Source organism: Rhodococcus sp. H36-A4 (assembly GCF_027158005.1).
GTDB lineage: Bacteria > Actinomycetota > Actinomycetes > Mycobacteriales > Mycobacteriaceae > Rhodococcoides.
Genome location: NZ_JAPVLQ010000004.1, coordinates 282,723 through 296,879, shown reverse-complemented (window position 1 = coordinate 296,879; position 14,157 = coordinate 282,723). Strand labels below are relative to the sequence as shown.

Annotated in this window: 14 protein-coding genes and 1 tRNA gene; 6 read left to right on the top strand and 9 right to left on the bottom strand. The window is 60.5% G+C overall.

Annotated elements, in window-relative coordinates:
- Nucleotides 1-88: 88 nt before the first annotated feature.
- Both O1W68_RS13250 and O1W68_RS13245 read left to right on the top strand, forming a co-directional pair.
- Nucleotides 89-664 (top strand): PadR family transcriptional regulator, encoded by a 576-nt coding sequence (locus O1W68_RS13250; RefSeq protein WP_269304174.1) that lies wholly within the window; start codon nt 89-91, stop codon nt 662-664.
- A gap of 20 nt (nt 665-684) precedes the next feature.
- Nucleotides 685-2,172 (top strand): MFS transporter, encoded by a 1,488-nt coding sequence (locus tag O1W68_RS13245; RefSeq protein WP_269304172.1) that lies wholly within the window; start codon nt 685-687, stop codon nt 2,170-2,172.
- Nucleotides 2,173-2,232: 60 nt separating this feature from the next.
- On the opposite strand, the gene O1W68_RS13240 is transcribed toward O1W68_RS13245, so the two are convergent.
- Both O1W68_RS13240 and O1W68_RS13235 read right to left on the bottom strand, forming a co-directional pair.
- The gene (locus O1W68_RS13240; protein ID WP_269304170.1) at nt 2,233-2,973 is read right to left on the bottom strand and encodes a GAF and ANTAR domain-containing protein; all 741 of its coding nucleotides are present in this window, start codon (nt 2,971-2,973) and stop codon (nt 2,233-2,235) included.
- 113 nt (nt 2,974-3,086) lie between these two features.
- Complete coding sequence (locus O1W68_RS13235) at nt 3,087-3,539, bottom strand: cupin domain-containing protein (RefSeq protein ID WP_269304168.1); 453 nt, start codon at nt 3,537-3,539, stop codon at nt 3,087-3,089.
- A gap of 185 nt (nt 3,540-3,724) precedes the next feature.
- Between O1W68_RS13235 and O1W68_RS13230 the strand changes: the two genes are divergently transcribed.
- Nucleotides 3,725-4,126 (top strand): universal stress protein, encoded by a 402-nt coding sequence (locus tag O1W68_RS13230; RefSeq protein ID WP_269304532.1) that lies wholly within the window; start codon nt 3,725-3,727, stop codon nt 4,124-4,126.
- A 157-nt stretch (nt 4,127-4,283) separates the two neighbouring features.
- On the opposite strand, the gene O1W68_RS13225 is transcribed toward O1W68_RS13230, so the two are convergent.
- The 3 genes from O1W68_RS13225 to O1W68_RS13215 form a co-directional block, all read right to left on the bottom strand.
- Nucleotides 4,284-5,042: a tyrosine-type recombinase/integrase gene (locus O1W68_RS13225; protein ID WP_269304166.1), complete on the bottom strand. Its 759-nt coding sequence runs from the start codon at nt 5,040-5,042 to the stop codon at nt 4,284-4,286.
- Between the two features lie 79 nt (nt 5,043-5,121).
- Complete coding sequence (locus O1W68_RS13220; RefSeq protein WP_269304164.1) at nt 5,122-5,694, bottom strand: DUF3263 domain-containing protein; 573 nt, start codon at nt 5,692-5,694, stop codon at nt 5,122-5,124.
- 472 nt (nt 5,695-6,166) lie between these two features.
- Entirely contained in the window at nt 6,167-6,697 is a 531-nt protein-coding gene (locus O1W68_RS13215; protein WP_269304161.1) for a hypothetical protein, read from the bottom strand.
- A 274-nt stretch (nt 6,698-6,971) separates the two neighbouring features.
- On the opposite strand from O1W68_RS13215, the gene O1W68_RS13210 reads away from it, so the two are divergent.
- A complete protein-coding gene (locus O1W68_RS13210; protein WP_269304160.1) occupies nt 6,972-7,247 on the top strand; it encodes a hypothetical protein in 276 nt (91 codons plus the stop codon).
- A 634-nt stretch (nt 7,248-7,881) separates the two neighbouring features.
- Here the strand turns inward: O1W68_RS13210 and O1W68_RS13205 are convergent.
- The 4 genes from O1W68_RS13205 to O1W68_RS13190 all read right to left on the bottom strand — a co-directional run bounded on the left by O1W68_RS13205 (nt 7,882) and on the right by O1W68_RS13190 (nt 12,250).
- On the bottom strand, nt 7,882-8,466 hold the full coding sequence (locus tag O1W68_RS13205) for a hypothetical protein (protein WP_269304159.1): 585 nt from the start codon (nt 8,464-8,466) through the stop codon (nt 7,882-7,884).
- Between the two features lie 578 nt (nt 8,467-9,044).
- Nucleotides 9,045-9,617, bottom strand: coding sequence for an Ltp family lipoprotein (locus tag O1W68_RS13200; RefSeq protein ID WP_269304157.1), 573 nt, complete (start codon nt 9,615-9,617; stop codon nt 9,045-9,047).
- A gap of 352 nt (nt 9,618-9,969) precedes the next feature.
- Nucleotides 9,970-10,043: transfer RNA gene (locus tag O1W68_RS13195), tRNA-Ile, on the bottom strand.
- Nucleotides 10,044-10,111: 68 nt separating this feature from the next.
- Nucleotides 10,112-12,250, bottom strand: coding sequence for a molybdopterin-dependent oxidoreductase (locus O1W68_RS13190; protein WP_269304156.1), 2,139 nt, complete (start codon nt 12,248-12,250; stop codon nt 10,112-10,114).
- Between the two features lie 205 nt (nt 12,251-12,455).
- On the opposite strand from O1W68_RS13190, the gene O1W68_RS13185 reads away from it, so the two are divergent.
- A complete protein-coding gene (locus tag O1W68_RS13185) occupies nt 12,456-12,809 on the top strand; it encodes a hemophore-related protein (protein ID WP_269304154.1) in 354 nt (117 codons plus the stop codon).
- Nucleotides 12,810-12,916: 107 nt separating this feature from the next.
- Nucleotides 12,917-14,044: an NDMA-dependent alcohol dehydrogenase gene (locus O1W68_RS13180; protein WP_269304152.1), complete on the top strand. Its 1,128-nt coding sequence runs from the start codon at nt 12,917-12,919 to the stop codon at nt 14,042-14,044.
- The last annotated feature ends 113 nt before the right edge of the window (nt 14,045-14,157 follow it).

Here is a 14,157-nt window from a genome sequence, read left to right as displayed (position 1 = left end):
GCCCGACGTGACGTTGTCCTCACAGAGACGGTGCAGTGATCGTGAAGCGGATTTTGACACCAATAAGTACTCGTGCAAGAGTACTCGCGTGTCTTCGATCCGATTGTTCATTCTCGGCTCGTTCGCGCAACGAGGCGAGATGCATGGTCACCAACTCCGTCTCTTGGCCGAAGAAGAACATGTGCAGATGTGGACAGATATTTCGGTGGGGGGCCTCTACGGTGCGCTGAAGAGACTTCATGCCGAGGGTCTGATCGAGGATGTGCGGACCGAGCAGGATGGAAACTTCCCGGCCAGGCAGGTGTATGCGATCACCAATCGTGGGCGCGAGCAGCTGCGAGCCTTGCAAAGCGAGGGCCTGTCCAATTTCGTGCTTCGCCCCGACCCGTTCGACTTGGCTCTGACCAGGCTCGACCCTGACCGGCTCGACCATCTACCCGAGGTGATCGCGGAACGGGTCCGACTGTTGAACGAACTACTTCGGACCACCGTCGATGCGAACGAGCGAGCGCATCCGCATCTGACGTTGACCGAAACCTACGCGCTCGAGCATCGCGAACACCGTCTGCGGGCAGAGATCGAATGGCACGAAGGGTTCGTCGCTGCACTACCGGGCATTCTCGCCGAAGAACGACATAGAATTCATCCCCCACTTCCCACCTGAACACAGAACAGCGAGACAAGATGACCGACAACAGCTCACGGGTATCGGCGCCTCCCGTCGAAGTGCCACGTCGCGCATGGCAGGCACTGATTGTCCTGCTGCTCGGGATGTTCATGGCATTGCTGGACACGACCATCGTCAACGTTGCGCTTCCGACGATCAGCACGAGCCTCGACGCCTCCGAGTCAACTCTTTCGTGGATCATCTCCGGATACGCTCTTGCTTTCGGGCTGGCATTGATTCCCGCAGGAAAAATCGGCGACCGTATCGGCCACAAGTGGGTCTTTTTCACCGGACTGGCACTGTTCACCGTCGCCAGTTTTGCCTGCGGCCTCGCACAGAACGACCTTCAATTGGTCATCGCACGAATCGTGCAGGGACTCGCAGGCGGAATCTTCGTCCCCGCCGTGACGGCCTTTATTCAACTCCTGTTCCCAGCTCAGGTGCGCGGCAAAGCCTTCGCGATCATGGGGGCAGTCATCGGTGTCTCGACGGCCTTGGGGCCGATTGCGGGCGGTCTCATCATCGAAGCCTTCGGGGATGAAAACGGCTGGCGTGGCGTGTTCTGGGTGAACCTGCCGATCGGAATCGTCGGACTCGTTGCTGCTGCACTGTTGCTTCCAGGACGCCCGGAGAACCGAACGGTCGCGGCCAAGACCGGGATTGACTGGATCGGACTAATCCTCATCACCGCAGGTCTGGTCGCGCTGTTGGTCCCGCTCATCGAAGGACAGGACCAGGGTTGGCCGGTGTGGACCTATGTCTCGATCGTGGCGGGTGTAGTTCTCATCGCAGTATTCGCTGCGTGGGAAGTGTTCTACACCAAGCGTCGCGACAACCCGTTGGTGCCGCCGAAGCTGTTCGCGCACCCCGCCTTCACCGGTGGGACAATCCTTGCGCTCGTCTATTTCGCGTCGTTCACCAGCATCTTCTTCACTATCTCACTGCTGTGGCAGAGCGGGCTCGGAAACTCTGCGCTGTCATCCGGCATCGTGATGCTTCCCTTCGCAATCGGCAGCATCATCGCCGCGTCCCAGAGCAACCGGCTCACAGAGCGGCTCGGTCGTACAGTTCTGTTGATCGGTACCTCGTTCGTGGCGATCAGCCTGATCTGGATGTGGCTCATCTTGGCTACCACCGACGCTGCCGATCTGACCAACTGGAAATTGTTGCTGCCCATGCTGATCGGCGGTCTGGGCAACGGCGCATTCATCGCGCCGAACGCTCAATTCATCGTGGCAACCGTCGACCGCGCAGATGCAGGCGCAGCGAGCGGCGTCATTGCCACGATGCAGCGAATCGGCAGCGCCGTCGGTATCGCGGTAATCGGCAGCGTTCTGTTCGGCAATCTGACCATCACCGGACCCGACACTGTGGCCAGCGGATTTATGCACGGGGCGTCGATTGCGATGTCTGTCAGCGCGGCCTTCGGAGTAGTGGCACTGCTGCTGGTGTTTGCGTTGCCCAAGCGCGTCGACGCTCCCGGGCCGATGGTTCCGAGCGAGTAACCCGCACGGGGTTGTGTGCAGTCCGGCGACTGGCCGCACACAACCCGAGCGGTCAGGCCCTCAGGGCTGCAGGCTCTGGGTGTGCAGGCTTTGGGTGTGCGACTCGATGACCGATCGTGCCAGCGCTGCAATCTTGACATTCATATCCTGAGAGGTCTTGCGCAGCATATCGAAAGCCTGATCGTCGGTGACGTCGTGCATGGCCATCAACAAGCCGATGGCCTTCCCGATTTCCCTGTTGCTCTCGAGACCGAGACGCAGAGTGTCGGCCTGTTCGCCTTTGATGATGGCGGCAACTGTGACAGCCGCGAACGCTGCGACCACGATGGCTCGGTCAGCGGTGTCGCTGTCGAATCGGCCGGCGGTATCGCTGAACAGATTGAGTGCGCCAACCTTCTTGCTGTCGAGCATCAATCGAAAACCCATGGCGCCACGCACGGGCGTCCGCGCAAGGACCCCGCGGGCAAGTGCGGGCCACGGCCCTGGAGTGTTGAAGTCCGGTTCGATCTGGGCTGCCTCACTGATGATTGCGTCGAGACAGGGTCCTTCGCCGGTAGCGCGCTCGATATCGTCGACGACCCGTGCGATCTGATCCGAAGCCGCAACCGTCACCGGCTTGCCCCGACCGGTCAGCATCAGGCTGGCATGATCGCACCCGGGCACCAGCAGCGTCGCCGCCACGCAGATGGCCGTGTAGACCTCCTCAGCTGCCCGACCGCGATAGACGATGTCCGCAAGTGCGGCGAAGACCGTAGCAGGGTCGGCCGTGGCCGATTTGTCGAGAATCGAGTCGTCGTTCATCTAGACTCCGTTCGAAAAAAAATAATGCTTTCCGTGCGCTGCCCGTTTCTCGAGGAGCCACATCCGACATACAAGGGTACCGACCGCACAGCTCCGATCCAGCGTCAGGTGGCTCAGGCGCACGGCGGAGCAGGCGCATCCTCTGCGAACGGCTTACCGGGAGGCTCGATGTACGCCGCGTACAGAACGACCGGAACAGTCCCGGCATTGATGCCCTCGTGTACGTGGTTGCTCCCGACATCCTCTGCGACGACGTTACCTGCCGGGGTCGACACCTCGCTGCAATCCGTCAGAATTCTGGTCAGGACACCGGACTCGACATACGCGTAGACCGGGCCGTCATGAAAATGCCATCCAGTAGTGCCACCGGGCGCGATCGTGATCTTGCGTGCAGTGAAGTCGGTTCCGGCCAGGTCGACACTGCCGGGGATGAGCGGAAAAGATACGTGTGCCAGCGTCTCGGCCGTGACACCCGACGGCGGAGTGGCATCGGCGAGCGCAGGAGACAGCGTCGCGGCAGCGATGAAGCAGAACCCGACCGTGGCCGAGCGGACGATCTTGGACATGAAAATTAACCTCTCGTCGGCGGGCCGGTAGCGGAAGTCCAGACTAGAACCCGGCAATGGAGTCTGGTGTAGGTATCAGCGAGTTACGTAGTGTTGCTGAGTAACCTGCATGCGTAGCTGAGTCAGCGGAAACTCGCGGTAATAAAGCGCACGCCTTCGAATACGGTGTCGACGGGCCGAAAGCAATTCTCGCCGGCATCGACGGGTCGGACTCCGCATGGAGAGCCGCCGCATACGCCGCGGGCCTGGCGCGACGCCAGGACTCCTTGCTGGTTCTCGCGTACGTTCAGCAGTTGTTCACAACCGGATGGGGTCAGACCGGCATCCCGCTCGTCGAGACGGGCAAACAGATCGCCGAAGAACTGCTCGCCTACATCAAAGAATCGACCTCGCGGATGGAATCGATTCGATGGGAGTTCCGTACCGCACAGGGGGATCCCTACAGCGGCCTTGTCGCAATCGCGGATGAACTACGGGTCGACGCCATTGCCGTCGGGGCATCCGAACATGCAGGACACCGGATGTTCGGGTCTGTCGCCGTGCGGTTGGTGAAGACTGGGCGCTGGCCCGTCACAGTGGTTCCGTAGATCGCTGTGAGTGAGGGCTGGTTCGAGAAATGGTGGGGCGGGCGGGGCTCGAACCCGCGACCAATGGATATGAGATCGAACCGGGGTGCAGGTCAGGTCGCCGAATGCCTTGTGAGCGGGGACTTTACCGACCGGTGTTACCCCTATACCCCCATTGTTAACTCGTTTTTGTGGGCAAAATGTGGGCAGAAAATAAGGCATCGCGAACCACACGCAACGCCGTCACCGAGGCAGTCGACGGACCCTCGATGCGATCCGCGACATCGTTTAGATCATCCTCGAACAAGCCCGCGTACAGATCGAGCGTCATCGCCGCCGAAGCATGCCCGAGCATCCGCTGCACGGCCTTTACATTCGCCCCGACCGAGATCGCAATCGAGGCCGCAGTGTGCCGCAGATCGTGAGGGGTGACCCGCGGCAGTCGGGCGTCGACGACGGCCTGATCGAACCAATATCTGCGCGCGTTCTTGTTGCGGAGAACTCCGCCTGATCGCGTCGAGAACAAGAGATCGTCCGGGCCCTTGCCTTCGACGCTCTCGGTGATCCGATCCGCGAGCCACGTCGGCACAGGAATCGTCCGTGAGGCGTGCGTCTTCGGCGTTCCCCAATTGGGAGTCCCGTTGATCTCGGTCACCGACTCCGCGACGGTGAGTCGGCGCCGTGCCGCATCCCACCGCCGAACCTTGAGCGCCGCCATCTCGCCCCATCGCAGCACGTTGAATCCGAGCGTCAACACGACCAGCTCGCCGGGGCCGGCCTTCTCGGCGAGCGTGAACACCTGGTCCCGAGTGAGGAACGTCGGCTCGTCGTGTCGTGAGCGAGGCAGGTTCAGCTTCGCCGCGGGGTTGGCCGCGATCCGATTGTCACGCACCGCGACGTCGAGGATCATCGACATGGCGTGGTGCGACTTCTTCATCGTCGACGGCGCACGGTCTGGTGAGAGCTTGTTAATCCACGCTTGAAGTCCAGCCGGGGTGAGCTTCGAGACGTTCCAGTTATCTCAGTGGGGGAGTATCTGTTGCTCGAGCGTCTGCCGGTATCGCTCCAGCAAGGATGGTTTCACGTCGATCTTGCTGTCGTACCACTCCTGCGCGAGTTGCCCTGGCGGTGACCAGGCCCGCTGCGGGTGAGACGTACTTGCCCGCCATCATGTCGACCTCGACGTGGTTCGCCCACTTCTCGGCGGCGTCCTTGGATTGGAATCCGCGCTTGTCTGTCGAGCGTCCATCTGGAGTGCGGTAGCGGACACGGTAGCGCTCGCCTTTGGCGGTCTGATATTTCGAAACGGTGGCCATCATCCCGCCCTTCGTTGTTTCGCGGCTGTCGCGGATCCGCCGTAGCCGTTTGACGAGCATCGGATCGAATTGAAGAATCTCGATTTGTTGTGGCGTCACGGTTGCCTCCGCGATAGTTCTCGGTCGATGAATGAGTGTTCGTCGTCGGTGATTCCGAACGTGTGTGGTGAGTGTGGGTAGGTCGACCCATAATTCTTCGGCGGTCTCGTCGTCGATGCGGTACCGATTCCATGCGAGGACGTAGACGAGACGATCGAGTTCTATGGAAGGCAAACCAGATCATCGTGTGGCGGTTCCTCGGCGAACAAGGACTCAAGACTTGGCAGACGACAATGCTGCCGCGCACGACATCGGCTGACGGCTGGGCAACCGACGCCGATCAAATCTTGGACCCCGACCGCTCCGCGAAGATCCACGAACTCAACCAGTGGCTTCGGGACCTTGCACCGATGTCGACCGCGTTCGTCGGTGCTGTCACGGGTGCGTCAGGTGGCGGCGTGATCCGTGCGGGCGATGCGGGACCCGATCAAAGGGAATCTTCGATGTCGGCATCCTGGCCGAGACGTCCCTCGGTTCCGGAAAGTGGAAGACAACCGGGACGACGACCCGGCGACCGACCGATGACGGTGTGCACGCCGACCGCTATGTCCGCCACACTCGTTCCGGCGATTGACACGAGCGTGTTCGTCCTGTGACAGAGGAACAGATGGTGGTCGCGTTCGCGATCAACTCGATATGCTGGCCGCTAGTTGATCGCGAGCCAGGCGGCGATGGCGTCGTCCGCATTGAAGGTCTCAGTCAGCTCCCACGCGATCTGTCTGACTGTCTCCGCTGCTGCATTGCCCAGGTAGGGCTGAAAGCCTTGGGAACTTTCGAGTCCTGCTGATGCGTCAAGGCTGAACATGCCCCCGTGCCCATCGGCCGAGAACTTCAGATAGTCGGCATCTGGACCCGTCGGTTCGACGTGTGCGCCGCCGTCCTTGTTGGCCATAACCAGGACGACTCGCCTCCGGGAGAAGGTCTTATGGCCGTCGGCGGAGTCAATGACTTTGTTTGTCCACCAAGCGTTGAATCCGGTGCGCAACTCGTGCCCACGCAGCCTTTTGGGAGCGACGATGACCGGGGAAATTCCGTCATCGCCTGGCACCACCTCAACGAGGCCGTCTTGCCCGGATGGGGCTTGTTTGATCTCACCGTCTTCGGTCTCGTACTCCAAGACCATCACGACGGGGCCACAGAAGACTTCAACCTCACCTACGACTGCTGTGTCAAGCAACTGAAGTTGGTCCTTGACGCCCATTTGCTTCAACAGCGAATGGCTCTTGGTGTGTCGTGCACGAGTACACGGATTGTCACGGCCAGCCGCATCGCTTCGTCGACGTCGCCTTCATCGAAGAGTCGGGACGAGGTCTCCAGATATTTCACTTGCCTTCGGAACTGATCACCCAACTGCGACATGAGCGGAATCATTGCACGGACGGGTGCAGCGAGCCGGTCACTCATTCGTTCGAACGACCACTCGGAGCCGACCGCGATGGAAGGATTTTGGCATGAGCGAAAAGCAGCAGTGGGAAATCGAGGGAGAACTACACCGTTACGCGGGGCGTGAGGTCGAAGCGATTTGCGTCGACGCCAACAACGCCGACGAGATCGTCGAGTGGCGCAAGGGTCACGGACTGCATTTGTTCAACCGGGAGGGTGCCGTCTCGCTTGGCAACTCGATCGCAGACAAGGGCGAGTGGTTAGTTCGTACCGCAGACGGTCGCGTAATGACGATGGATGACACCATCTTCGGGCTCACGAACGACCGGAAACCGCGCGTCTGAAAGCGGTACATCTACACCAAGCCGCGACGACTTGCCTCAGCTTCGTATTTGTCAACCTCCTCTTTATTGGAGCGCACGTAATCGCGCTCTTTGCGCGCTACTGCAACGCGGAGCCTCTCGCGCCAGAACCTGAGTTCGGTCATCAACTCGGCGTCCGTGAGTTCGTCCGGAGGGGGTCGCCCCATTGTTCTTCCCATCCGGCCCATTCTCCGCCTGTGCCCCCCGGGCCGGGTCGAAATTGAACACTGGACATAGAGAGGATTGGCCTTCTGCGATACTGGCGGCTATGCCAGATCAGCAAACGGACCGGACATGCGCGGAGTGCGGGAACTCGATCGGGTTTCGGATTGGCATCAAGCCCAAGGGGAGCAACTTCGACTACAGCGGTGTGGCGAAGTTTCAAGACCGGTGGGTGTGCGACACAACCGACCCGAAGTGCTCCCTGCCGATCCAGCCTTCCTAGACTTACGGTAAGGCCGACGAGCACGACCATGTCCCGTCCCGCGCCCGACGAGGGTCAAGCCGGTTGGGTCACCCTTGTCGACAGGGCAGCGCGCTTACCGGTATGACGGCTCCGACGATTTGATCTACGACCCGGGCACAAGCCCGGAGCAGGTTGCGTCTGAGTAGTTTGCTACCTAACAATCGACTGCAGATCACTGATCGTGGTCTCGATTACTCCGCGCGCAGCGCGATCAAGTGCATCATCGTCGATCTTGGCCATCGTCAACTTCGACTGAATGCGAAGGAGTCCGGCGAAGGCAATCAGAACATCGTGGCTCGCCTCCAGCCTGAGCCCCTTCAGAAGAAATGCTTTCATCTCCAGCTCGTTCGCAACTCTCGGCCAGGTGGATGCAACCGTGATCGGCTTGGCGCTCTGAGCAGCCATATTTTCGATGACGCCAAGCTGAGCGACGAAGGGCCTCAGCTTCACATGTACCCTGGTTACCTCCGCGTAAGCCTTGGCTAAAGCTCGCTGAGCTTGAGCATCTCGAACCTGCCGCAACACTCCCAGATAGGCGAACGACGCAGCTACAACGGCCAGGGCGCCGGCAGCCGCGGTGGCTTGCGGTTGCGTTAGATCCCATCCCTGCACCTGCCTCAACACGGCGCCGGGCAACCGCACGCTGGCGATTCCAATCCCGACGAAGAGTCCGAAAAGAAAGGCAGCGGTGGGGCGCCGTCGGATACGGCGGGCGTTCAAGGTGTTTGGATTCACGAGTGGACAGCATTCCGCAAGCAGCGAATTGGGCCATCGGCGGGTTATGTGCGCGTGACGCCACGGCCGTCGAAAGCGCTGTCTCGACACGGCAGTCCGATTGGCGGCGTATATGTGAGTTAATCGCATTCGCGGCAACGATGCGTCCGGTGATGATGGATCTCGCACGAGCAGACATGCGACCCGACAAGCATTCGGCCGCCGACGAGAGCGTGTCTGTTTACGCAATGCGACGGCGCCGCCTCCGCCCAGCCTCTGCTGTTGAAAGTGAGCCGGTTGTGGTCCATGCCGCCTCCTGAAAGCAAAAGCGGGACCCAGCTTCCCTCCGAGTGCCGCTGCTTCCAAGCTAACAGAAATCGAACGCATGTGCGAGACGCATGGGCCTCCTCTCATCCCGGAATAAAGGTGTTAGCAGATCCCCAACACACGGAGGTGTCACCATGTCATGGCCGTAGGATGTCCCGTCGAGCCTGCATCTCCTGTGGGCCGACTGCATAGCTATTTCTGCCACTAGACAAAAAGCGCCCCACCTCCTCTTGGGAGGTGGGGCGCTTTCTTGCGTCCAGCTGCCACGTGGTTTACAAACCGACGCTGTCAGCGCCGAACGCAGCCTGCTCCTGGGTGTAATTTTCGAATACCAACTGATCGATCAGGGCCTGCCGTGAGAAGCCACTGATGTCCAAGTAATTCTCAGCCGACTTCGCGGCCTGCTCGTTGTAGTCCGGTGCGATCTTGTCGACTGCGTAGGTCGCATCTTCGGTGGAGTAGTCCTCGAACTCGAGCTGGGTGATGAGGCCCTGGCGGGAGAACGGTCCGACGTCGAGGTAGTTCTCGGCAGATCGCACGGCGTTGCGCTGGGACGTGGTCTCCTTGGGCGCCTCCGGCTCCGCGGCAGGCTCTTCAGCGGGCGGGGGAACCGGTGCGTCGGCCCCGCCCGGCTCAACGGCCGCTGTTGTCGCAACAGTCGCGGTCTTCGAATCCGAGTCGTCGCTCCCGCCGCCTGCGAGAGCCGAGATCGCGATGATGACCACAACGACAGCGAGCAGAATCCACGGCCACTTGCGCTTCTTCTTCACGGGCGCCTGAGGGGCCCCGTAGGGCTGACCGGGCTGTTGGCCGTAAGGCTGGTTCGGATCATTGGGGTTTGTCATTGCCGACCTTCTTTGTTCGACTGGAGTGTCTCGGAATTCATATCAGTCCCATCGGACAATTCATTTCACGATCGATTCGCAGTCATCCGTTCGACTGACCCGAAATCGAGGCACGCCACTCCTGGAACTGGACGGGTGTCATCACCGTCCAATTAGGTATGGATGCGGAGGCACTGGCAGCGATCGTCGACGAGGGAGTACGACCCGGACGACCACGACGTCATCGAAGCGATAGAGCGAGTGCAGTCCTTGCCTGCATGAGCATCTGTACCTGTGGGCAAAGCGTGGACAAGAATTGCGATCGACAAATCAGCTGAGACTTGGATTATGCCTTTGAACTGAGAGATACAAGTGGGGCGGGCGGGGCTCGAACCCGCGACCAATGGATTATGAGTCCACGGCTCTAACCGACTGAGCTACCGCCCCATCTCGCACCGAGCGAGCCGTGACGAATGCTACTTCAAAGCATCGCCGACGTGTGCCCGCGGGGTCGGTCATGTCGGCGAGATCGTGACGGGCACTCCATTGAGGATCGCGTTGGCCGAGACCGCGTCGACCCGGTGTGGGTCGGTGACGTCGTTGGCGCTCGCTCCCACAACCGTCGTCGCCACAGATAATTCGACGCCGGGGCGTTGGTGTCCGAACCCGTGCGGCATGCTCACCACTCCGGGCATCATGCGGTCGGTCGCGAGTACCTCTATCTGCACCGATCCGGCGGTCGAGGCCACCGACACCACGGAACCGTCTTCGATGTTGCGCGCACGCAGATCTTCGGGGTGTGCCAAGAGTTGATGGCGCGGTTTGCCCTTCGTCAGTCTCGCAGAGTTGTGCATCCAGGAATTGTTGCTGCGCAGGTGCCGTCGGCCGATCATCAGAAGTTGGTCTCCGCTGGGCACCGCCGCCGATGTCATGAGATCGCGCAGAGCCGGTAGTTCCGCGATGATGATGTCCTGCAACAGATCTACTCGCTTGTTCCGGGTCTGCAGCTTTCCGGGAAATCCGGGGCGGAGCGGTCCGAGATCGGTGCCGTGCGGAGACTTCTTCAGCTTCGCCACCGATAGTCCGGCGCGGTGACTGCGGAGCAGTAGATCGATCGTTCGTCGTGGCGACAGGCGTAGCCGAGCTTCCGCGACAAGCGATTTCGGTGTCAGGCGCGTACGAAGGCGGTCGAAAATGGACGACCCGGCGAGCCGTGCCCGATAGCGAATACCGAGATCACGGAAGATCTCCCAATCCGATTTCGCACCAGGCTTTCTCGTCAGGATTGCCGGCATGAACTTCGCCGTATTGCGGACAGCGAAGGACTGAAAGATGAGGTCGTAGTGATCACGCTCGAGCGACATCGTGGGCGGAAGAATCACGTTCGCGTGCCGTGATGTCTCGTTGATGTAGAAGTCGAAGGACACCATGAACTCCAAGTCGGCGAAGGCCTGGTTCAACCTGGCGCCGCCCGGCATGGACAGCACCGGATTGCCGGAAAACACCGCCATGGCCCTGATCTGACCGTCGCCGGGGGTCGTCATCTCGTCGACCAAGGTCGAGCACGGAAATTCACCCGCGAACTCGGGCAGATCTCGAACACGACTGCGCCACTTGTCGAAATGCCCTTGGCCGACGATCTTCTTCGCGATGAGATCTACGGCCGGGTCGGTGAGCAGTGCACCACCGACCCGGTCGAGATTGCCTGTCACGATGTTGAGTACTTGAATCGCCCACTGACAGAGACTGCCGAACTGCTGTGTCGACACACCCATTCGGCCGTAGGCGACTGCGGATTTCGCATGGGCGAACTGCGTCGCGAGCGAGACGATGTCGGCGGCCGCGATGCCCACGACGGGCGCGACCGCGTCGGGAGTGAAATCGCGGACCAGATTCGCCACCTCCTCGGCGCCGTCGACGTAGCTCGCAACCCGGGTCACCCCGTCCGCCGTGACGACGTTGATCAACGCTAGGAGCAGCAGGGCATCGGTACCCGGCCGGATGAAGTGGTGAACGTCTGCGATGTCCGCGGTCTCGGTCTTACGGGGGTCGACCACCACGAGAGTGCCGCCGCGTGCCTGCAGATCGTGGGCGCGACGTGCAAAATCCGGCACGGTCATCATGCTGCCGTTCGAAGCCATCGGGTTGCCGCCGAGGACGAGAAAGAAGTCGGTGTTGTCGATATCTGGGATCGGTAGAGCCAGTTGGTGGCCGTACAGCAGGTGATTCACGAGCTGATGAGGGAGTTGGTCGAGCGAGGTAGCCGAGTATCGATTGCGGGTGCGCAGCATCGAGGTGAACGGAATTCCGTGAGTCATCGAACCGAGGCTGTGGACGTTCGGATTCCCCTGATAGACACCGACAGCATTGGACCCATACTGCTCACGGGTGGTAACCAGTCCGTCGACCACCAGTTCGTATGCTTCGCTCCATTCGATCTCCACCCAGTCGGCGCCCTCGCGTCGAACAGGCTTGATCAACCGATCGGGATCGGTGTGGAGATCGATCAAGGACAGTGCCTTTGGACAGATGTGCCCGCGAGAGAGTGGGTCTTGCTTGTCGCCTCGAATCGAGGTGACCGTATTCTCCTCGACCGTGAATTCGAGTCCGCACATCGCTTCACACAGATTGCACGAGCCGTAAGCGATCGTCATCGGGTCTCCTGTCCCTAGTGGCTCGACCGTATCGACGAGAGTCGTCCCTCTCACGGCCGAACCGACCGATAACCCGTCGAGATAGGTGTTTTCGGGCGTTCTATCAGTATGTCCTCCAGTGCGACACGAAGCCTGGCCTGCCGATATCGTTGCTGTCGAACACTTGTCGATCCCACCACAACGCTCACCTCGATTGGGGAAATTCATGATCTCTCGCTCGTCCACAACCAAGGTCGCAACCGTGCTCGGCGCTACTGCTGTCGGAGCTCTGCTCTTCGGAGGCGTCGCCACAGCCACACCCGCCGAGACCGTGGTCAACACACCGTGCTCGTTCTCGCAGATCGTTGCCGCCACGTACGCACAGGACGAAGAAGAGGGAGCGGCGCTCGCCACATCACCGATGGCGGGAAGTTTCGCGGCATTCCTGGCCGCACCAGTGTGGCAGCGCCAAGCGATTCTTGCCTCGCAGCCAGTCATCGTCGACAGGGTCAACGCATTCTTCGGAGGACCCGGTTCCGGTCTCGCTCGTACGGTCTTTGCTTCCTGTGTCGATTACTGACCAAAAATCTAGAACGTGTTCCAATTTCGCGTTCGTATGACTATCGTCGAACTCAACATCAAGTGGCCCGAACATCGGGTCTATCGGCGTGTGAAAGGCGAATCGCGATGAAAACCAAAGGCGCTGTGCTGTGGGGCCTCAACGAGCCATGGTCGGTAGAAGAAATCGAGATCGGTGACCCAAGGGCCGGCGAGGTTCAGATCCGCATGGAGGCTGCGGGGATGTGCCACTCCGATCACCACATCGTGACAGGTGCGACGCCGATGCCGTCGTTCCCGGTAATGGGTGGACACGAGGGGTCCGGTGTCGTCATCAAGACCGGCCCCGAGGTGAAGACATTGAAGGAGGGAGACCACGTCGTTCTCTCCTTCATCCCCTCGTGTGGGCATTGTCCGGCGTGCGCCAACGGGCACCAGAACCTTTGCGACCTCGGCATGGGCCTGCTCAGTGGAATGGCCATCAGCGACGGCACTTACCGCATTCAGGCCCGCGGGCAGGACGTGATCCCGATGTGCCTGCTGGGCACCTTCTCTCCGTACATGACCGTGCACGAGACCCAGGCCATCAAAATCGACGAACACATCCCGTTCGAGGTCGCATCTTTGGTCGGTTGCGGGGTACCGACGGGTTGGGGATCGGCGGTGAACGTCGCCAAGGTGACTCCAGGAGACACCGTCGCGATCATCGGTGTCGGTGGCGTGGGTATGAGCGCCCTCCAGGGTGCCGTGCAATCCGGTGCATCCAAGATCATTGCGATCGATCCTGTCCAGTACAAACGAGATCAGGCACTCAAATTCGGCGCCACCCACGTTTATGCCACGGCAGCCGAAGCTTTGATGCCGATGATGGAGCTGACCTGGGGGCTGATGGCGGACAAGACCATCATCACCGTCGGTGAGATCACCGGCGAAGATATCGAGGCTGCACTTTTGCTGACGGCCAAGGCGGGCCGCTGTGTCGTCACTGCAATGGGACGCATGGAGGACATGGACGTCAAGCTGAACTTGTTCTTGTTCACGATGCTCCAGAAGGACCTGCAGGGCGCGATCTTCGGCGGTGGCAATCCTCGTCACGACATCCCATTGTTGTTGAAGATGTACAAGAGCGGCCAGCTCAATCTCGACGATATGGTCACCAAAACCTACGCACTGGACGACATCAACACCGGCTACCAGGACATGCTCGAAGGGAAGAACATTCGCGGCGTCATCAAGTTCACCGACGCCGACCGGTAGTAACCGGATCGTTTGAATGACACATCCATACGATCAGATGGATTGACGGGACCATTCAAGCGCTTGGCCTCGGCAGACGAGTCGGTGCGGGCAGACGCCCCCACCCACACCAC

Excerpts from the sequence above, each read along its gene's own strand:
- O1W68_RS13240 (WP_269304170.1), bottom strand. The coding sequence starts at position 2,973 with ATGAACGACGACTCGATTCTCGACAAATCGGCCACGGCCGACCCTGCT.
- O1W68_RS13235 (WP_269304168.1), bottom strand. The coding sequence starts at position 3,539 with ATGTCCAAGATCGTCCGCTCGGCCACGGTCGGGTTCTGCTTCATCGCT.
- O1W68_RS13245 (WP_269304172.1), top strand. The coding sequence starts at position 685 with ATGACCGACAACAGCTCACGGGTATCGGCGCCTCCCGTCGAAGTGCCA.
- O1W68_RS13190 (WP_269304156.1), bottom strand. The coding sequence starts at position 12,250 with ATGACGATCGCTTACGGCTCGTGCAATCTGTGTGAAGCGATGTGCGGA.
- O1W68_RS13185 (WP_269304154.1), top strand. The coding sequence starts at position 12,456 with ATGATCTCTCGCTCGTCCACAACCAAGGTCGCAACCGTGCTCGGCGCT.
- O1W68_RS13180 (WP_269304152.1), top strand. The coding sequence starts at position 12,917 with ATGAAAACCAAAGGCGCTGTGCTGTGGGGCCTCAACGAGCCATGGTCG.
- O1W68_RS13225 (WP_269304166.1), bottom strand. The coding sequence starts at position 5,042 with ATGAAGAAGTCGCACCACGCCATGTCGATGATCCTCGACGTCGCGGTG.
- O1W68_RS13210 (WP_269304160.1), top strand. The coding sequence starts at position 6,972 with ATGAGCGAAAAGCAGCAGTGGGAAATCGAGGGAGAACTACACCGTTAC.
- O1W68_RS13200 (WP_269304157.1), bottom strand. The coding sequence starts at position 9,617 with ATGACAAACCCCAATGATCCGAACCAGCCTTACGGCCAACAGCCCGGT.